The 21,384-nt window shown below is 32.4% G+C and carries 13 protein-coding genes; 11 read left to right on the top strand and 2 right to left on the bottom strand.

Annotation, left to right across the window (positions count from 1 at the left end; genetic code table 11):
* The first annotated feature begins 81 nt into the window (after positions 1 to 81).
* The 8 genes from FN795_RS20840 (at position 82) to FN795_RS20805 (ending at position 12,494) form a co-directional block, all read left to right on the top strand.
* Positions 82 to 1,155, top strand: a complete 1,074-nt coding sequence (locus tag FN795_RS20840; RefSeq protein WP_142452413.1) for a BF3164 family lipoprotein — start codon at positions 82 to 84, stop codon at positions 1,153 to 1,155.
* A gap of 6 nt (positions 1,156 to 1,161) precedes the next feature.
* Positions 1,162 to 1,752: a thioredoxin domain-containing protein gene (locus FN795_RS20835; RefSeq protein WP_167498111.1), complete on the top strand. Its 591-nt coding sequence runs from the start codon at positions 1,162 to 1,164 to the stop codon at positions 1,750 to 1,752.
* Positions 1,753 to 1,787: 35 nt separating this feature from the next.
* Entirely contained in the window at positions 1,788 to 2,234 is a 447-nt protein-coding gene (locus tag FN795_RS20830) for a DUF1573 domain-containing protein (protein WP_142452411.1), read from the top strand.
* A 28-nt stretch (positions 2,235 to 2,262) separates the two neighbouring features.
* A complete protein-coding gene (locus FN795_RS20825) occupies positions 2,263 to 3,381 on the top strand; it encodes an efflux RND transporter periplasmic adaptor subunit (protein WP_154275393.1) in 1,119 nt (372 codons plus the stop codon).
* 43 nt (positions 3,382 to 3,424) lie between these two features.
* The gene (locus tag FN795_RS20820) at positions 3,425 to 6,517 is read left to right on the top strand and encodes an efflux RND transporter permease subunit (protein ID WP_142452409.1); all 3,093 of its coding nucleotides are present in this window, start codon (positions 3,425 to 3,427) and stop codon (positions 6,515 to 6,517) included.
* A 99-nt stretch (positions 6,518 to 6,616) separates the two neighbouring features.
* Positions 6,617 to 8,104 carry a TolC family protein gene (locus FN795_RS20815; RefSeq protein ID WP_167498110.1) on the top strand — a complete coding sequence of 496 codons (1,488 nt, stop codon included), beginning with the start codon at positions 6,617 to 6,619 and terminating at the stop codon, positions 8,102 to 8,104.
* Positions 8,105 to 8,127: 23 nt separating this feature from the next.
* Positions 8,128 to 9,297, top strand: coding sequence for a signal peptidase I (gene lepB / locus FN795_RS20810; RefSeq protein ID WP_142452407.1), 1,170 nt, complete (start codon positions 8,128 to 8,130; stop codon positions 9,295 to 9,297).
* A gap of 11 nt (positions 9,298 to 9,308) precedes the next feature.
* Positions 9,309 to 12,494: an efflux RND transporter permease subunit gene (locus FN795_RS20805; protein ID WP_142452406.1), complete on the top strand. Its 3,186-nt coding sequence runs from the start codon at positions 9,309 to 9,311 to the stop codon at positions 12,492 to 12,494.
* A gap of 193 nt (positions 12,495 to 12,687) precedes the next feature.
* Here FN795_RS20805 and FN795_RS20800 read toward each other — a convergent pair whose 3' ends face one another.
* Positions 12,688 to 13,809, bottom strand: a complete 1,122-nt coding sequence (locus FN795_RS20800) for an OmpA family protein (protein ID WP_167498109.1) — start codon at positions 13,807 to 13,809, stop codon at positions 12,688 to 12,690.
* 488 nt (positions 13,810 to 14,297) lie between these two features.
* Positions 14,298 to 14,708 (bottom strand): integrase core domain-containing protein, encoded by a 411-nt coding sequence (locus tag FN795_RS20795; RefSeq protein ID WP_244290022.1) that lies wholly within the window; start codon positions 14,706 to 14,708, stop codon positions 14,298 to 14,300.
* Between the two features lie 568 nt (positions 14,709 to 15,276).
* On the opposite strand from FN795_RS20795, the gene FN795_RS20790 reads away from it, so the two are divergent.
* The 3 genes from FN795_RS20790 (at position 15,277) to FN795_RS20780 (ending at position 21,362) form a co-directional block, all read left to right on the top strand.
* Entirely contained in the window at positions 15,277 to 16,311 is a 1,035-nt protein-coding gene (locus FN795_RS20790; protein ID WP_142452403.1) for a glycoside hydrolase family 43 protein, read from the top strand.
* Positions 16,312 to 16,842: 531 nt separating this feature from the next.
* The gene (locus FN795_RS20785; RefSeq protein WP_142452402.1) at positions 16,843 to 18,576 is read left to right on the top strand and encodes a glycoside hydrolase family 43 protein; all 1,734 of its coding nucleotides are present in this window, start codon (positions 16,843 to 16,845) and stop codon (positions 18,574 to 18,576) included.
* Positions 18,577 to 18,656: 80 nt separating this feature from the next.
* Positions 18,657 to 21,362, top strand: coding sequence for an alpha/beta hydrolase-fold protein (locus tag FN795_RS20780; RefSeq protein ID WP_142452401.1), 2,706 nt, complete (start codon positions 18,657 to 18,659; stop codon positions 21,360 to 21,362).
* The last annotated feature ends 22 nt before the right edge of the window (positions 21,363 to 21,384 follow it).

The following is a 21,384-nucleotide window of genomic DNA, read 5'->3' as shown; positions in this document are numbered from 1 at the left end:
GAACTTCGTCTTCAGAAGTTCGTTAAACTTAATAATTTTTAAAAATATTGAGTTGAAAATTTATATATAAAAGTTAATTAAATGAAAGTATTTCGACTAATGACTAATAATGTTGTTAAAACAACATTAATGTTGTTTTTTTTGTTCCTTATTGGGTGTAATAATAAGGGACATATTATTTTAAATGATAATCTAGTTCAGTTTTCAAAATTCCCAAAAACCCAGAATATTTCCTTTAAAGAGTTTATAAACGATACTATAGGTGTTCCTGCTGAGTTTAACTTTTCAGATTCGACTATGTTTGTTTTTAATAATTATAGGAACAAATATTATTTCTATAATTATTCATTCAAAAATAATTTGTTTTCAAAAGAATATATAAAGAGAGGAAAGGGGCCTGATGAAGTTCTCTTGGGTTTTTGTTCTGGGTTAAAAGATAATTATTTATGGGTATATGATTCTCAATCGAACAAAATACTTACGATCAATAAAAATACAGCGATTGACAGTAGCAAAGTATTTCTAATTAAAAGTTATAATTTAAAGAAAAAATTTTACAAAACAGTACTACTTGATAGTAATTATGTTTTAGGAATAGGAAATATTGATTCTAAGTATAAAGTTCAAAAAGTTGCATTGAAGAATGGTGAAATCGTAAAAGAATTTGGGGAATTTCAATACATACCGAAAGAAATTCCTTTTGATGTTTGTAAAAATGCATATCAGTCAAATATATACATCAGACCTAGTGCAGATAAAATTGTTTTGCCATATAGGTTCAGTGATGTTATAGAAATTTATGATATTGATAAGGGTACTAGTATTGCAATCCAAGGTATAGACAAATTTGATGTGAATTTCAATATAAATAAAAGTGATAGTTTTAATATGGAAAGGAATGAAAAAACTAGACTTGCTTTTTTAAGAGGAGGTGTCACTAATGATTTTATTTTTTTACTTTATTCAGGTCGATTGTCATCTGATGAAAATTGTAACACTGGTAGATACGTTTTTGTTTATGATTGGGATGGTAATCCGATAAAAAAGATTGTCTTAGATAGAGAGATTAATACATTAGGAGTGTCTAAAGACGGGAAAACACTTTATTCATATGATCATGAAACGGGTTATATCTTAAAAGCAAATTTAAATTAAATGAGAATGAGAAGAAGTTTAAATTTATTTATTCATAAAAGTTTGATAGTGTTATTGTTTTTTTGCTTTTCATGCATGAAAAAAGATGAAAATTTGAATAAAATAAATGCTATAAAGTTACTAGCGGAAAATACTATTGGAAAAAAAATTTTCTTGCCAAAAAAAATAATTATTTATAAACCATTTGGTAGTTATCTCAAGGATAGTATTAATATTTCTAAATCTGAATTAAAAGTATACGCTTATATTAATGCTTCATGTTCTACTTGTTTAAATAATATTAAGTTATGGGACAAGTTTGCATTGGAAATAAAAGACTACGGGGTTCCAGTGATTTTAATTCTTCAATCTTATGATGAATTTGAATTGTTTAAATATTTATGTGAAAAAAGAGAAATTAAAAAATTTCCATATCCTTTCTTTTTTGATCAAGAGAATAGTTTCGTAAAAAACAATAAGTTCATGATTGAAAATGAAACTTTTAGATCAGTATTGACCGATAAAGAAAATAATATAATAATGGTCGGAAATCCTTTTATTTCTGAGGGGATGAAGAAATTATATATTAAAGAAATTAAAAGAAGAAGGAAGTTGTAGTTTAATTTATAAAACGAATTAAAAGTTTGATCGTAATGCCTAAAAACAGTATTCCATTAAAAAAAATATACCTACTTATTCTTATAATATGTTGTGTATCGTGTATTTCTAAAAGTAAAGAGAAGAATCAAGTTTCTGATGGAAAATTGACTGAGATGATTTTTATACAGAAAGAATATGATTTTGGTGAAATACCAATGGGAAAAGGAGTAAGTACAGTATTTAAATTTTTAAATACAGGAAAAAATCCTTTGTTAATCAAAAAAGTAACGACAAGTTGTGGATGTACTGTCCCCGAATGGCCTAAAAAAATAATAAATCCAAATCAAAATGGAGAGATTAAAATAGCTTATGATGCCAAATATCCAGGGCGTTTTAACAAAACGATAACGGTGGTTTACAATGGTAAAAATTCGCCTCAACAATTAACAATAAAAGGAGAGATTCCTTATCCTGAAGAAGAAAAAAGGCCTTCTGAGTGAAATTAATCAAAAGAAAACAATTGTACAGGTGAACATAATTATTTATTCAAAAATCAAAACTCTTAGAAATCTATCTTTTTTTATTGGGATTTCATTACTTTTTTATAATTGTGCTAAATCAAAGGCTGCCGAAGAACCTTCTATGGAAAAAAAAGTTTATGTAGCCGAAAAAAATGAAGTAGTAACCGTTGTACTCAAAAACGAATCTTTCCAAAAAGAGTTGATCAGCAACGGAAAAATAGTTGCGGCCCAAAAAAACAGCATACAGTTTGAGGTAAGTGACAAACTGGAACATTTGTACGTGAAAAATGGAGATTTTGTTCATAAAGGTCAAGTATTAGCAAATTTAAATCCATTTAAGTACCAACAAAGAGTGGCTAGAGCCGAAATCGAACTAAAAAAAGCAAAATTTCAGTTTGAGGACATGCTTGTGGGGCGGGGGATTTTTACAACCCGAAGGGACAGTATTCCTCGTGATATTTATGAGATGGTAGCCAGCCGATCTGGTTATGATGTTGCATTGTTAGAATTTAAAACGGCTCAATTCGAACTTAAATCCACCAAAATAATAGCGCCTTTTTCCGGAAAAGTGGCCAATATGGAAAGCAGGGTTTATGAGAATGTAAGCGCCGGAAAAGATTTTATGACCCTCATTGATGACGGGTTTTTTGAAGTGGAGTTTCATATGATTGAGTCGGAAATGAGCGATGTCGCCTTAAACAGCCGTGTGCAGATGATCCCTTTTGCACTAGGCAAAACGTATAGCGGCCACATCTCCTCCATCAATCCCTTAATTGACAAAAACGGAACGATACTGGTAAAAGCCGTAGTGAAAAACGACGGAAAGCTTACGGAAGGGATGAACGTCAAAGTACGCATTCAAAAAGAAATAAAAGGACAATTGGTCGTGCCCAAATCGGCAGTGGTATTGCGGGACAATCAAGAAGTGCTTTTTAAAGTGATTAATGGACGAGCTTACTGGACTTATGTCAAAACTACTTTGGAAAACAGCAGTTCCTATTCCGTAATTGCACATCCAGACAAAAGCAGTTCCAGCTTAGCTCCAGGAGATACTATTATTGTTTCCGGCAATTTGAATTTGGCACACGACAGTGAAGTCGTTGTTAGTCCAAATGAGAAAAACTAAAAACTTCCTTACGTCCCCATATTTATTTTATTAAGAACCTGTTATGGTAAAATTTTTAATCAATAAGCCCATTGCTGTTTTAATGACCACCTTATGCATGCTTATTCTAGGTCTGTATGCATTTGGTTTTATTCCGGTTGCTTTAATGCCTAACATTGATATTCCAGAAATTACGGTTCAAGTGGAAGCTGATAATATGTCGGCTCGACAGGTAGAAGATGTAATCGTGAAAAATTTACGATCTAACTTGGTGCAGGTAAGCCATCTAAAAGACATTAAAACAGAATCGACTAATGGCAGCGGCGTTATAAGGCTAAGTTTTGAACAGGGAACCAAAATCGATTATTCTTTTATTGAAGTCAATGAAAAAATTGACCGCGCTATGGGAAATCTTCCCAAAACAATCGAACGCCCTAAAGTAATCAAGGCCAATATTACGGATGTCCCCGTTTTTTATTTAAGCATGACCTTAAAAGACCAAGGTCAAGGAAAAGCAAATGTTTCTGCCACTGAATTATATCCTGTTTCACAGCAATTTGTCGATTTTAGCCGTTTTGCCAATCAGGTTATTCGAAAACGCATTGAACAGGTGGAAGAGGTTGCGATGGTGGATGTAAGCGGGCTTGTTTTTTCTGAAATCCGAATCATTCCTGATATGGAGAAATTAGATGCTTTGGGACTAAGTCTGAATGAACTGGAATCGGCAATAAAAACCTATGATGTCGAGATAGGTAGTTTATTGATTAAAGACAATCAGTATCAATATAATGTCCGCTTAGGATCCAGTCTGAATACCATTCAGGAAATTGAAAATATTTATATTAAAAAAAGTGAGCGCCTTTTCCAGTTAAAGGATCTTGCCGAAGTGATTGAACATCCGCAAAAAAGAACCGGACTGGTTTTGTCTGATGATCAGGAAGCCATTACTATGGCTGTCATTCAGCAAAGTGACGCAAAGATGGAAAATTTAAAGACCTCCTTAAACCGTCTTGTTGAAAGATTGAAAAAAGAGTATCCTACCATAGAATTTTCAATAACCAGAGATCAAACTAAATTGTTGGATTATTCCATTTCTAATATCAAACAGGATTTGGTATGGGGAATTTTATTGGCATTTGGAATCATGTTTTTATTTCTGAAAGATGTTAAATCTCCTCTGCTGATAGGCATATCGGTTCCTGTTTCTTTAACAGTCAGTTTGGTTTTTTTTTATGTTTTCAATATTTCCATTAATGTCATTTCCTTATCAGGTTTAATTTTAGGAATTGGTTTAATGATTGATAATTCTATTATTGTAATTGAAAACATAATACAATACAGGGAGCAAAAATATGCGTTAACTGAAGCCTGTATTTTGGGAACCAATGAAATTATTAAGCCTTTATTTTCTTCGGTTTTGACGACCTGCTCTGTTTTTTTGCCTCTTTCTTTTTTAAGTGGTATTTCTGGAGCTTTGTTTTATGATCAGGCGATGGCAATCACCATAGGATTGTTTGTTTCTTTAATTGTCTCAGTGTGTTTGGTACCTTTATTATATCGATTGTTTCATTTGAAAGAGTCAGGTAAAAAAAACAAAATAGATCGTTTCCTTGAAAGAACGAATACTTTGGATTATGCTGAATTATATGAAAAAGGCTTTCGTTTCGTAATGAAAGAGCAAAAAAAATGTTGGGCAATCTGTATTCTTTTATTGGTCATTGGAGTGGTTCTGTTCAGGACGCTTCCAAAAACTCGGATGCCTTATTTGACTAAAACTGAAATGGTATTGAAAATTGACTGGAACAAACAAATTGATGTAGAGGAAAATAAAAAACGAGTATTGGAGTTATTGCAGCCATTGAAAAAGGAATTATTGAATTATACTGCACTGGTGGGCTCTCAGCAGTTTATTTTAGATAAGGAATCGACTTCTTTGACTTCGGAAAGCGCTATATACATAAGTTGTGATTCTTCCGATAAATTGGAAAAAATTAAATATGACATTAATTTATTTATGCTAAAAAAGTATAAAGGAGCTCTTTTTTCATATAGTGAAGTCGATAATATTTTTAATATCATTTTTTCGGATAAAGAAGCCCCACTCGTAGCCAAATTGCAAAATACTGAAAATCTGGGCAGCACACAAAACACACAATTGAAAAAGGTATTAAATCAAGTGCAGCAAAATGTTGCTGATTTGACATTGAAACCTATAGCTTGGCAGGAACATATCGATTTAGTGGCTGACCAAGAAAAGTTAATGACTTATGGAGTATCGACCAATACCTTATTTGATGCATTAAAAAGCGCTTTTAATGAGAGAGAGATTTTATCGGTGATTGACAATCAGAATTTTGTCCCCGTTATACTGGGAGGAGAAACAAAAACATTGGATAAAGTTTTAAGGGAGACAATGGTTCAGTCCAAAGATAGTGCCGTATTTCATGCCAGTGATTTTATTAAAACGATCCATTACCAAGACATGAAAAGTATTGTGGGAGGCATTGAGGGGGAGTATTACCCAATAGAGTTGAACACAAATGAAAAAACCGTAGACCAGACCATTGATAAAATAAAACAAGTCGTCAAGGAAAACAAATTATATACAGTGTCTTTTAGCGGGAGTATTTTTAACAATCAAGAGCTATTAAAAGAATTAGTGGCGGTGTTGTTGATTTCACTGCTTCTATTGTATTTTATTTTAGCTTCCCAATTTGAATCGCTCATTCTACCATTCATTATACTAATCGAAATTCCGTTGGATTTGGCAGGCGCATTTTTATTATTGAAAATTTTTGGAATGAGTCTGAATTTGATGTCCATGATAGGCATTGTGGTCATGAGTGGGATAGTAATAAACGATTCGATATTGAAAATAGACACTATTATCCAATTACAGCGTCAAGGGAATTCTTTAATTAAAGCACTTTTGATTGCCGGGCAACGAAGGCTCAAGCCCATATTGATGACCAGTTTGACTACAATTTTGGCAGTTATACCGCTTCTTTTTACAGGCGGTTTAGGGGCAGAGCTTCAAGCGCCATTGGCAACGGTATTAACAGGCGGAATGATACTGGGAACTATCATTAGCCTTTATTTTACCCCCTTGTGCTATTATTATTTTGCCAAAAGATTTGAAGTTAAGGCAAAAAAGTAAAAAACAATACTTATTAAACCGGTTCAAAGCCTTTAAAAATAAAACTTGAATACCAATTTCGACATACACCTCATGGGAATAATTAAAAGGATACAAATTATGAGCCTGATTGCCTTGGCCTTTTGCAATTTAGAAATCATCGCTCAAGAACAGAAAAAGGCAGTAAGCACCAAACAAATGGCAACTCTGGATGATATCATTGCAATCGCAGGTAAAAAATCATTGGATGCTTTTAAGGCAAAGCAACAATATGGAGCGAGCTATTGGCAGTATAGATCTTTTAAGGCGAGTGTTCTGCCTAAAGTGGAATTAGCGTTAGAACCATTAACCTATAATAAATCCATAACAAAACGTTATGATTCTGATGCGAATATTGATGTTTATCGTCCGCAACAAAATCTAAACTCGTATGGAAATCTTAATCTAACCCAAAATATTAGAGCTACCGGAGCTAGCTTTTATGTCAATTCCAATTTTAGCAGATTGTCAAATTTTGGAGTGATGGATTCGAAGTATTTTACCACCACACCCTTTAGTATCGGTCTGTATCAACCTATTATGGCATACAATAGCCTGAAGTGGATGAACAAAATTGCACCTCTCCAATTTGAAAATGCTAAAAAAGAATATCTGTACGAATTGCAGAATATTAAATTAAAAGCAGTTAACTTTTTTTTTAATTGGGCCTTGGCGAATAAAAAAGTGGAATTAGCTAATGAAAATGTAGAAACAATTCAAAAACTGTACAAAATAGGGAAAAAAAGATTTGAACTAGGTTCCATTGAAAAAGACGACATTCTTAATTTGGAACTGGATATTTATAATTCCGAAAGCAACTTAACACAGAATGAAAGAGAGCTGGAAAAAGCAGAATCAGAATTAGGGTTATTTTTAAGAAATAATAACGCGTTGAATCTTTTACCTGAATTGCCTGAATTGATTTCAAATTTGCAAATTGACCCTAAAGAAGCTATTGCATTAGCAGAAACAAACAATCCTGAAATTTTTAATTTAAAAATAAGAAGAATAGAAGCACAAAGAGATTTGGACAAAGCGACTAAAGAAAACCGTTTTGATTTGTCCTTGTCCGGTAGTTATGGTCTAAACAAAAATGCGAATACGTTTCACCAAGCATACAACCAATTATTAGAACAGCAGATGGTTGCTATTAAGTTGAATATCCCAATATTGGATTGGGGAGAGCGCAAAGGCAACATAAAAACTGCCAAAATGAATAATGAAATTAGTGAAATTGCCATCCAGCAGGATGGCGACAAGCTCAAGCAACAACTCAATTTAAAAGTTATCGATTTTAACCTTCAAAAGCAATTGGTGGAAAATGCTTTAAGAACCAGTGAAATTTCTAAATCTTCTTATGATGTAACCGAGAAAAGATTTCTATCCGGCAGTGTTGATTTACTGCGGTTAACGAGTGCCAGAAAAGCATGGCAAAACGCCTCTGAAAATTACATCATGAGTCTATATAATTACTGGCGATTTTATTATGAAGTTGAGCAATTGACTCTATATGATTTTCATAACAAGAGTACTATTAGTGAGAATTTTGACGAAATACTGGATAAATAAACGATAAAAGAAAAAACGTTTAAATGACTAAAACAAAACAAATAGCTTCATTAATTGCAATGTTGACACTATTTTTTGTAGTGCTGGGCATGGTTTGGTTGGGAATTACTATTGCAATATTTGCTTTAGTCTATCGAGTGTCTACACTTTGTATTCCTTTAGTTCGTCATGGATTTCTAAGGAAAATTTCAAAAGGAATATTTTTATTCGTATTTCTTTTATCGGCAACAATTTGTATTAAACTTCTGGTTTTCGATATTTATAAAATACCGAGCTCCTCAATGGAAAACATGCTCTATCCAGGCGATGTAATTGTAGTCAACAAACTTAAATATGGACCAAAATTACCTAGATCTCCTTTTGAAATTCCTTGGGTAAATTTAGCTTTTTACATGAATAAAGAGGCCAGAGCCAGGAGGAAAGAAACTTGGTGGGATTACACAAGATGGAGCGGTAGTTCAAAAATAAAGCAGGGAGATGTTTTTGTGTTTTCATTAAATACTTCCTTAACTTTTTTTGTGGTGAAGCGATGCGTGGGACTTCCCGGAGATACTATAAATATAAAAAAAGGGGAAATTTACACGAACTCCAAGCTATTTAACTCACCAGAAACAGTGAAGAATAATTGTAATTTCAGAATTAAAGACAAGAATAATCTCTATAAAATTATTGACTCTTTATCGATAGAGGGGCGTGTAAATTATGATTACAGAAAACCAAATTGTGTAAATGCAATCTTTTCAAATAAAGAATTTGAACTTCTCGAAAAAAGAAATTGTATCGATTCTATCTCTAAAAAAATAGATACTTACAACCCGGAAGAGAATCTATTAAAAACTACAACAAGCAAATGGACTTTAGACGATATGGGACCTATTGTCATTCCCAAAAAAGGGATGAAAGTACAACTAAATCCAGATAGTTATTTGCTGTATGAAAAAATGATTAATATGTTTGAAAAAAGTAAAATTACAGAAAAAAATGGAGCTTATTTTATAGATGGCAAAAGTGCTAAAACCTACAGATTCAAACAGAATTATTATTTTATGATGGGAGATAATCGAAAAGGAACTCACGATTCCAGACTATGGGGATTTCTACCCGAATCGAATATAATAGGTAAAGTGCAATGTATCTTATTTTCTAATAAAAATGAGGAGTTTCAATGGAATAGGTTATTTAAAATGCTTTAAGATAAATTTCCATGAAATCAAAATTTTCTTCATTTAGCATATTAGCTTGTTTCGCCTGCCTGTGTATCATTGGTGCAAGCATGATCCCTTTATTAAGCGTTCAATTGAATCCAACCAAATTACTTCCCTCTGTAAGCGTAAGTTTTAGCTGGCATGATGCTTCGGCAAAGGTTATTGAACAGGAAGTAACCTCAAAATTAGAAGGTGTTTTCAATACGGTCAATGGTATCAAAGAGATTAATTCAACAACAAACAAAGAGAATGGATCGATCAATATTAAATTTAAAAAAAATACAGATTTAGATGCTGTCCGATTTGAAATTGCCAATCTAATCCGGCAGACTTATACCGAACTTCCCGAAGGAGTAAGTTATCCTCAATTATCTATTAGTGGAGCGAATGAAAATAATTCTCCCGTTTTGGCGTACAGTATTAATGCTAATGAAAGTCCGTATTTAATTAAGAAATATGCCGAAAATCAGCTACTCCCAAAATTAGCAATCATAAAAGGGGTAAACAAAGTATTTGTCTATGGAGCGGATCCTTTTGATTGGTGTATAAAATATGATTCAGATAAACTAATCCAGCTTTCCATCTCCGTTAATGAAATAGAGAATGCTATTCGTCAATATTTTCAAACGCAACAATTGGGAAATGGAAGTTTGATTTCAAAAAATAATGCTGAAACGGAACAAATCTCAGTGGTATTAAATTATAAATTTGAAAAAGACATTGATTGGGATAAAATCCCGATAAAAAAAATAGGAAATAGAATTATTTATCTGAAGAATATTGCTGAAGTGCAATTAAAAGAAGCACCAATGAAGTCTTATTTCAGAATAAACGGGAAAAATTCTATAAATATGGTTGTATATGCCGAAAACGGAGCAAATACCATAGAAGTGGCCAATACAGTGAAAGAGGAAATAGAGCATTTAAAGAAAGAGATAAATGAGCAATATTCTTTGAAACTGACTAATGACACTTCTGAATATATTACTAAAGAGCTTCAAAAAATTCAGGAAAAAATGCTATTTTCTTTATTGATACTATTTTTTCTTATTTTAATTACCAGTAGAAGTTTCAAGCATATATTGATTTTATTTTTAAGTATTATAGCCAATCTCTTGATTGCCGTAATTTTTTATAAGCTGTTTGAAGTCGAATTACAATTGTATTCCTTTGCCGGAATTACAATTTCCTTCGGGATCATTATTGACAATTGTATCATTATGATTGATCACCTTAAAAACAAAGGGGATAAAAAAGTGTTTTTAGCTATTTTAGCGACGACTTTGACTACTACAGGTGCATTATTATCTACTTTTTTACTGGATGAATCTTTGCAGGCTAATTTAAGAGATTTTACATTGGTCATTGCCATTAATATAGTTGTCTCATTATTTATTGCATTGTTTTTTGTTCCTGCGCTTTTACAAAAAATAGGATTTAATTCTAAGAGAAAAGTATTTTCAAGAAAAAGAAAAAGAAGGATTGTCCAATTTACGGGCTATTATTATAAATTGATATCGGCTCTTAAACGACCGGCTTTTAAATGGTTGTTTATTGTTGTCTTAATAATAAGCTTCGGATTGCCTTTACATCTTTTTCCAAAAGAAATGAAAGGTGATGGTTTTTTAGAAGAAACCTATAATAAAACCATCGGGAATGAATGGTTTTACGATGAAATCAAGCCTATATTAGAAAAAATAATAGGTGGTTCTCTTAGATTATTTACAGAAGATGTATACGAGAATTCGCATTATTCAGATCCGGAACGAACTACATTGAGAGTTAGCGGAAGTATGCCCGAGGGCTGTACCATTGAACAACTGAATGAGGTAATCATCAAAATGGAAAATTACATCAGCAGTTTTGACGAAGTTGAGATGTTTGAGACAAACATAGGCAGTTATAAAAACTCAACTATTTCCATTTATTTTAAAAAAGAAAATGAATTCAGTGGATTTCCGTTTAAACTAAAGAGTTTATTGGAATCAAAAGCTATCAGCTTGGGAGGTTTGGATTGGAGCGTTAGCGGAGTTGGCCAGGGATTTTCGAATGCCTTAGTTTCTGATTACAAAAACAATCGAATTGTAATAGAAGGCTATAATTATGATAAACTATACTCGTATGCCGAACTTTTAAAGTCGCAATTGATACACAATTCTGCTTCCAGAATAACAGATGTTGATATTACCAATGGTGATTCCTGGGGTAATGCCAACTCCTATGAATACTTTTTAGAGTTTGATACCGAAAAAATGGCAATGGGCGAGGTGTATCAAACAGGACTTTATTCCTATTTAAAAAATCAGACTCACGCCGGTGGCGTAACTTCGTTTGTCCGTAATAATGAACTGCAACAAGTAAAATTAGTGTCTGATCAATACCAAAAAGTCAATGTCTGGGATTTAAAACACGTTCCTATCAGCATAGGAAACAATCAATACAAACTGGATCAGATGGCTGAAATTGAAAAAAGAAAAACAGGGAATTCAATTTCAAAATTTAATCAACAATACCGCCTAACTATAGCCTATGATTTTATAGGTACAGAACCATTGGCTCAAAAAGTTAGAGAAAATAACATAGAAGAATTGAAAACTAGATTGCCTATTGGTTATAGAGTATTTGAACAAAATAATGATATATGGGATAAAACAAACAAACAGCAATATTATTTTATTTTAGTTGTCATCTTAATCATCTACTTTATATGTTCCATTTTGCTTGAATCATTAAAGCAGCCTTTTGCAATAATCAGTATGATTCCAATTTCTTTTATTGGTGTTTTTCTAACGTTTTATCTTTTTGATTTCAATTTTGATCAAGGTGGTTATGCTTCCTTTATCTTATTGTGTGGAATAAGTGTAAATGCGGCTCTTTATATCATTAATGATTATAATAACTTTAAAAAACAATATCCACATAGAGCTGTTCCAATGCTCTATTTTAAAGCATTTAATTATAAAATAATTCCAGTAATGTTGACTATTTTATCTACTGTGACAGGTTTAATTCCTTTTGTATGGGGAGGACAGAACGAATCTTTTTGGTTTTCATTTGCTGCTGGATCAATCGGAGGACTGCTGTTTTCATTATTAGGAATATTTATTTATTTGCCCATTTTTATTGTTGACGAGGATATTAGAAGTTCCCATCAGATACAAAAAGATACAATAAAAATTATCTAGGGAAGTTAAAACAGTTCTGTCGCATCTGTTACATATCTAGATGCTTAAGCCAGAGGCAAGTATGTTCAAATCATTTTGTAAATTGACCACATAATTTTTAGGGAAGTGATTTATCTCTAATTTATATGGCAGATGCGACAGAACCCTAAACTGAAAATCTTATCGAATTTTTATAAGTAGATGATAACAAGAATTACTCATAGACATTGTTGTTTTTAGTTATTTTAAATTCTACTCGTCTATTTTTATTTCGACCTTCTTCTGTTTTATTTGACTCTATTGGCTTACTATTTCCGTATCCAATCGTTTTTATTCTAGTTAAGCTTATACCTTTATTACTTAAATAACCTGCTATTGCTTGGGCTCTATCATCAGATAGTCTTTGATTGTACTCATCACTTCCAACGTCATCGGTGTGACCAGAAATCAATATTTCAGTACTGTTATTTTTCTTTAAAAAAATGAGTATTCTTTCGAGTTCATCTATGGTATCTTCATTTAAATCAATACTATTTGATTTAAAGTTGATGTTTTCTAAAATATACGTCTTTTCAAGTACTAAAGTTTCTTCCTCAATAACTTTATTTATTTTAATCTCAACAATATTGTCCGAATTGGGTTTTATCAAAGTAACAAGCCTATTTAATGGCTCAATTGAAACCATATCTATAAAGTAGTATGAATTGTTATGAGTTGCGTTGCTATTGATTTTTTTCTTTTTAGTTTTTGAATCATTATTAAAATTTCCAATTACAATATAGTTTTCTCCCCCTTTTGCTTTAATTACTTTTGAAACTAAGGTCCAATTATCTGAATCCGTATAATAGTTTTCATTTTCAATAGAGTGTTTAGAAGAGCTATTTAACCAAATTTTTGATAGCGAATTGTCGGATAAATAATCTGAACTTGGAAGGTTTAATTTTGGATTTGAAAGAATAAAACTTATTTCACTTAGTGCATACTTGGATTTTTCTGCTAGACAAACATAAAATGACACTTTATAATCTTTGTCTTTTTCTAAAGGACTTTTTAGGAGTCCTTGTATGTATTCTCTATAGTTATTCTCAGCATAAAAGTAACATCCGGCATATTTTTCACCAAATTTAGCAGTTTGGTGTCCATTGTAATTTTTCGGAATTGAAATCATAAGATTTTTTGCATTAATATCAAATAAATCTGTTGTGCCATCATTAGGAGTTGACCAGTATTTTACATTTTCATTAAATGCACTAATTGAATCAGGCGTGTATCGAGTTTCTTCAAAACTTGGATTTAAAATTAAATTCTGAGAAATTAATTTTAAGGATACAATCATAAAGACTGTAGTTAATTTAAACGATTTAGTCATTTTTGTTGATTAAGTTTTTTAATTTAAACGGAAAGTAAATTCTTATATTGTGATACTTCACTTTACAATTAGACACAACGTGATGCTCTATATATAGTTCTTTCTGCAACTTCTAATTTTTCTTTTTTCAATCCTGTCAAAAATAGAAATAAATCAGTTTTTTGCTTAAGTGAAACAGCAATCCATGGATTTGCTTAATGTGTTTTTGCAAAAACAAAATCAATCAAAAAGTAAAACTAAACGCAAAATTTTCAGTGAAATCTGAAAATCTCGCGTTTATAGTTTGGATTGGACTCAAATCGTAATAATAACAACAGGGAAATTTTAGTGGATGACCTAACCAACCATAGCTCTACTTTATTTTTCTTGTATCCGTTTTGCACCTTAAAAATAGCTTATGTTAAAAACAGACTTAAATGTTGTTATCTGGGACTGGAATTCGCAATATTTCAAATCTAATTCTTTTTTAAAGATAATCTTTTCAATTTTTGATACTCAAAAATATTCAGATTGTTCAAATGCTTATGTCTTCTATCGATATTGTAAAATTTTTCAATATACTCAGAAATTGAAGATTCAGCTTCTTGTTTGTTGAGAAAGCGTTTCTGGTATGTCAGTTCTATTTTAAATGTCTTGAAGAAGCTTTCTGCTACTGCATTGTCCCAGCAGTTTCCCTTTCCTGACAAGCTTCTGGTGACTGACTTGTGATTGCTGAGTTCATCGATAAATTGCCTGCATGCATATTGGATGCCACGATCAGAGTGGAAAATAAGAGGTGAATTGTTTGTGATTGGCTCACCGCCTTCTGCTTGAATTCCGGCGTGTAGGATTTCCTTGGTTTCTGCATAGCTTTTGTTTTTCACCACCAAAGATCTTGTGTTTTGTTGTCCATTTTATGGTACGAATACCACTATTTTCCGATGCAGAAATTAACAGCCAGTATTTACTGGATCTAACAGATGCCGAGGTACAATAGAGGTACAAATCTGAATATGATTAAACAAAAAAAAAACAACTAAACCTTATTTTTTTCAAGGTGAATGCGGAATTTTGTTAACCTGTAATAATATCTTTTTAAGAACACATTAATTCAGTGGTTGAAACAAAATTATGAAAATTACTTGATTGAAAATAGTTTTTATTTTTTAAGGAGAGTCTTCTAGTTTAATTTTCGAACGAATGTGCTGATTTTGCGTAAAATTTTAATTTCTTAATATCAACAGCTATTTATTATTTTTTCATATCTTTGAACAACCGGTTGTGTTTGTTATTTATATTCCATTATTTTCTAATAGTTTGACGGTCTCTTTAGATTGTTTAAACTAAGTTTAAAAGCAAAGCTTACTAATTCTTTGATTTAGTATAGGGTTTTGCTATGCCGTTTGTTGCCACTGAAAAGAAAGAATTAATTATAAATTAAATAACAAACAAGGTATGCCTGAAGATAATATTGATAAAATAAATTTCGAAGAAATTAGCAAATCTGCAATTTCTAAGCCTCTAGTTTCACATATATACACAGCTGATCCCTCGGCGCATGTATTTGAAAATAAAATATATATTTATCCTTCCCATGATATCGAAGCTGGGATTCCCTTTAATGATAATGGTGATCATTTTGGTATGAAAGATTATCATGTGTTTTCGATGGATTCTATAGAATCAGAAACGGTAGATCATGGTGTTGCACTACATGTCGATGATGTAGCATGGGCAGAAAAACAAATGTGGGCTCCAGATGCGGCGTGTAAAAATGGTAAGTATTATTTGTATTTCCCAGCAAAGCGTGCAGATGGAATTTTTCAAATTGGCGTTGCAGTGAGTAATTCGCCTACAGGGCCTTTTGAAGCTCAAAAAGAGGCGATAAGTGGAAGTTACAGTATTGACCCTGCTGTTTTTGAGGATGATAACGCTAAGCATTATATTTATTTTGGAGGTATTTGGGGTGGACAACTTCAAAAATATAGAAATAATAAATATGATATCAATAACCAAGAACCATCTGATACTGAACCTGCTTTAGGTCCCATCGTAGCAATGCTGTCAGATGACATGCTAGAATTTGCAGAAATACCAAGGGAAATTAAAATTCTCGATGAGAATGGAGAACCGCTGAAGGCTGGCGATAATGATCGCCGTTTCTTTGAAGCTTCTTGGGTTCATAAATACAATGGTCAATATTATTTTTCATATTCGACTGGAGATACACATTATATCTGTTATGCAATAGGCGACAATCCTTATGGCCCCTTTACTTATCAAGGCCGTATTCTTAATCCAGTGATAGGATGGACATCACATCATTCGATTTGTAAAGTAAATGACGAATGGTATTTGTTTTATCATGATTCGAGTTTGTCAAAAGGAGTGACGCATTTGCGAAGTATTAAAGTAACTAAAATCGACTATACAGATGACGGAAAAATCCTTACCATAGATCCATATGGTTTAAGAAGAGCAACGGAGTAAATGTAGCTTGTTAGAATCTTATGCAGTTTAATCAAATTATACTGCATAAGATTTTAATAATATAACGAGCAAAGTAATCAAGAAAAGTAAACTTAATTATCTGATAGTCTAGGGACGCTATTTGTTGAGGCCGAATGTGATTTTAATTTGTTTAATGAAGAGTAGGAAAATTACATAGTACTACATCTTATGTTTTTTTATGCAATTTTTCTTTCTCTGTTAAAAAAAATTAGAAAAAAAGTCATTCATTTTTTTACTCTATTTTTTAAAAAATAATTAATAGAATTTCAATTTTTGTGGAATTCAGATCGAATAAAATTGATAAAAAACAAATATTTTGTCAATTTTATTATAGAGACTGTTTTTTACTATACATTTTTTTGCTTATTTGTTAAAGATATTATCAAGCAACCGGTTGTTTTTTCAAATGTTTTTTTATATTTGTAATAAGTACACTTATTAATTATTTGCATTCAATTATTTTATAACCACACATTTCAAAGAGATGTTAAAATACAAGAACTAATTAAAATGAAACACCAAAAAATATTTCTACTGCTATCCTTATTATTTCTTTTTTCATTTAATGAAATAAAAATTAAAGATTCCCTTGTAAAAGCGCAAATTGGTAAAATGCCAATCTTTTCAAATGTTGTTTATACAGGCAATGATGATATTTATAAAAATAATCCTTTAAAATCAGACGAGTTTTATACTCCAATTTTGCAGGGATGTTATCCTGATCCTGCTATTACCAGAAAAGGAGATGACTATTATATGGTTTGCTCTTCTTTTGCCATGTTTCCAGGAGTGCCAATTTTTCATTCTAAAGATTTAGTGAATTGGACTGATTTAGGAGGGGTTTTAAATAAGGTTTCAGAATTTAATCCTCACGATACTGGAATTAGCCAAGGAGTATATGCGCCGGGTATAACTTATAATCCTCATAATGATACTTTTTATATGATTGTAACTGCCTTTACGGGAGGAATGGGGAATATTATAGTAAAAACAAAAGATCCAATGAAAGGTTGGGGAAGCCCTATTAAATTGGATTTTAACGGTATTGATCCTTGTATTTTTTTTGATGATAACGGAAAAGGATATATTGTACATAATGATGCACCAGACAAAGGAAAAGAATTGTATGAAGGTCATCGTGTAATTAAAGTTTGGGAGTATGACCTTGCAAATGATAAAGTAATTCCAGGCTCAGATAAAATTATTGTAGACGGAGGTGTCGATCTTTCTAAAAAACCAATTTGGATTGAAGCACCACATTTATATAAAAAAGACGGTCGTTATTATTTAATGTGTGCCGAAGGCGGAACTGGTGATAATCATAGCGAAGTTGTTTTTGTTAGTGACAGTCCGAAAGGTCCTTTTAAACCAGCATCAAACAACCCGATTCTGACACAAAGGTATTTTCCACAAGATAGACCTGAAAAAGTGGACTGGGCAGGACATGCTGATTTAGTATTAGGTCCTGACAATAAATATTATGGAGTATTTCTTGGTATTCGTCCTAATGATAAAAATAGAGTGAATATGGGACGAGAAACTTTTATGTTGCCTGTAGATTGGTCTGGCGTTTTTCCAGTTTTTGAAAACGGACTAGTTCCTCTCAAACCAAAAATGAAAATGCCTAATGGTGTTATTGAAAACAAAACTGGAAAAGACGGATTTTTTCCTAATGGAAATTTCACGTTTACTGAAAACTTTACATCTGAAAAATTAGATTACAGATGGATTGGACTTAGAGGACCTCGTGAAAATTTTATTTCGGTAACAAAAAGCGGACTCGAGATCAAGCCTTTTGCAGTAAATATTAAAGAAGTCAAACCAACTTCAACACTTTTTTATAGACAGCAGCACAATAATTTTTCTTTCACATCAACTTTAGATTATAAACCTTCATCTGAAAAGGATTTGGCTGGAATTGTTTGTATGCAGAGTGAGCGCTTCAATTATGTTTTTGGCATAACTAAAAAAGGCAAGGACACTTATATCATATTGGAAAGAACAGAAAAGGGAGAATCAAAAGTTATTGCAAGCGCTAAAATTGAGATCAATAAAAACATACGTCTTCAGGTAAAAGCAACAGGCGACAGTTACCAGTTTAGTTATGCTTTAAACGGTGTTGATTTTGAAAATTTAGGAGGAAGTGTTTCTGGCGATATTCTTTCTACAAATGTCGCTGGAGGTTTTACAGGAGCATTGGTAGGATTATACGCTACTAGTACAAATGACGCTTACGCAGAATAAAAAGAGAAATTTTAAAAACAGTTGAATTTTCTAATTCAACAATTAAACAATAATTTTTGACATTAAAATAGCACCATATAATGAAATCAATAATTAGATTTTTTGCATTTGCTGTTCTTTTTTTTATAGGACAAAAAGGATATTCTCAAGATCCAAATTTTCATGTTTATTTGAGTTTTGGCCAATCAAATATGGAGGGTTATGCTAAAATTGAACCGCAGGATATCACCGCAGTTGATGATCGTTTTCAAGTTTTAGCAACAGTAGATTGTCCAGAAAATGGGCGTTCAAAAGGCAATTGGTATACGGCAGTTCCTCCATTATGCCGATGTAATACTGGGCTGACTCCAGTAGATTATTTTGGAAGAACTTTAATTGCCAATCTACCAAAAAATATAAAAGTTGGGGTGATAAATGTGGCTGTTGGAGGCTGTAAAATCGAACTTTTTGATGTAAATAAAACATCAGAATATGTTGCAACTGCGCCAGATTGGATGAAAGGTATTCTAAAACAATACAACGACAATCCGTATCAAAGATTGGTTGAAATGGCTAAGATTGCTCAAAAAAAAGGTGTAATTAAAGGAATTTTACTGCATCAAGGAGAATCAAATACGGGTGATACACTTTGGCCGAAGAAAGTAAAAATCGTTTACGATAACCTGATGAAAGATTTAAATCTGGATCCTAATAAAGTTCCACTGCTTTCAGGTGAAACTGTAAATGAAGATCAAAATGGTAAATGCGGAAGTATGAATAAAATCATAGCCACACTTCCTAAAACAATACTAAATTCGTATGTCATTTCTTCAAGCGGATGCAAAGCCGAACCAGATTTTCTACATTTTAACGCAGCAGGTTATCGTGATTTAGGTAACCGTTACGGCGAAAAAATGCTATCGCTATTAGGCTATAAATTGTACAATGGAAAAGAGTTTTTCAGGGTTAGCGCGCCAATTGGTTTTGATCAGGTAAATTCAAATGCTCCAACGGGTAAAGTAGAAACAATCAGTTATGAGTCTAAAACGGTTGGAACGGTAAGAAAAGTAAATGTATATACGCCGCCTGGATTTAATAAAAAGAAAAAGTACTCTGTACTATACCTCCTGCATGGTATAGGCGGTGATGAAAATGAATGGTTGAAAGGAGGAAATCCGCAAATTATATTAGACAATCTTTATGCAGAAGGAAAATTAGAACCTATGATTGTTGTAATGCCAAACGGAAGAGCAATGAAAGATGATAGTGCTACAGGAAATATCATGGCTCCAGATAAAGTAAAGGCTTTTTCAACCTTCGAAAAAGATTTATTGGGTGATTTAATTCCGTTTATTGAAAAAAAATACCTTGTTTATAAAGACAGAGAACACCGTGCAATTGCCGGTTTGTCTATGGGTGGTGGACAATCTTTGAATTTTGGCTTAGGGAACTTGGATAAATTTGCTTGGGTTGGTGCATTTTCAGCTGCGCCAAATACCAAAATGCCAGAAGAATTACTCCCAAATCCTGAAGAAGCAAAAAAGAAATTAAAATTACTTTGGATTTCGTGCGGTGATAACGATTGGTTAATTAGCAACAGTAAACGCACTCACGAATATTTGTATAAAAATGATGTGCCTCACATTTACTATTTAGAGCCGGGTGTGCATGATTTCAAAGTTTGGAAAAATGGATTGTATATGTTTTCACAGTTTTTATTCAAATATGTCGATCAATCCAATTTTGCAGCATATACGATTTTAGGCGATCAGGCGCAGACCAATATTCGTAATGCTAAGTATCCGCAACTATTACCAGACAATCGTGTTGTTTTTAAAATTAAAGCGCCAGAAGCGTCAAAAGTTCAAATTGATTTAGGCAAAAAGTATGATATGTCCAGAGATTCAGACGGACTATGGACTACAACAACAGGAGTAATTAATAAAGGATTTAATTATTATTCTTTGCTAATTGATGGTGTAGCTGTAGCTGATCCTGCTAGTGAAACATTTTATGGTATGGGACGCATGGCCAGCGGTATTGAAATTCCAAATAAAGAAGGGGATTTTTACGAATTAAAAATGGTTCCCCATGGTGATATCAGAATCAAAAAATATTTTTCAAAAGCAACTAATTCTTGGCGTGAAATGTATGTTTATACACCACCCGGTTATGAAAATTCAATCGAAAAATATCCTGTTTTATATCTGCTTCATGGAGGAGGCGAAGACCAAACCGGATGGGCAACTCAAGGCAAGGCGAATTTGATTTTAGACAATTTAATAGCCGAAAGGAAAGCAAAGCCAATGATTATCGCCATGCTTGATGGAAATATGGGAACTGCAGGTTTCAATGAAAATGCATTGAAAGCATTTGAAAATGAATTAAAAGAGGGCGCAATTCCTTTTGTAGAAAGTAATTTTAAAGTAGCAACAGACGCTAAAAATAGAGCATTGGCCGGATTATCAATGGGAGGACTGCAGACATTGTACGCTGGGGTTAAAAATTCAGATATGTTTTCAAGTATAGGTGTATTCAGCTCGGGTTGGTGGGCCAATAATGATACATTGTCAGGACCTCAATATGAATTTATGAAAAATAATGCCACTGTTATTAATTCTAATATCAAGAATTTTTGGATTTCAATGGGAGGCAAGGAAGACATTGCTTATGAAAACTGCAAAATAATGTTGAGCAAATTTGACCAAATGGGAGTTAAATACAAATACAGCGAATATTCAGGAGGACACACATGGCCAGTTTGGAGACATGATTTGTTTCTGTTTGCGCCGTTATTGTTTAATTAATTAATTTTTAGATAGCAAGAAT

It is taken from the genome of Flavobacterium resistens, from assembly GCF_900182645.1.
In the GTDB taxonomy this organism is placed as follows: domain Bacteria; phylum Bacteroidota; class Bacteroidia; order Flavobacteriales; family Flavobacteriaceae; genus Flavobacterium; species Flavobacterium resistens.
The sequence above is the reverse complement of the archived record's forward strand: the minus strand, read 5'-3'. Positions and strand labels throughout refer to the sequence as shown.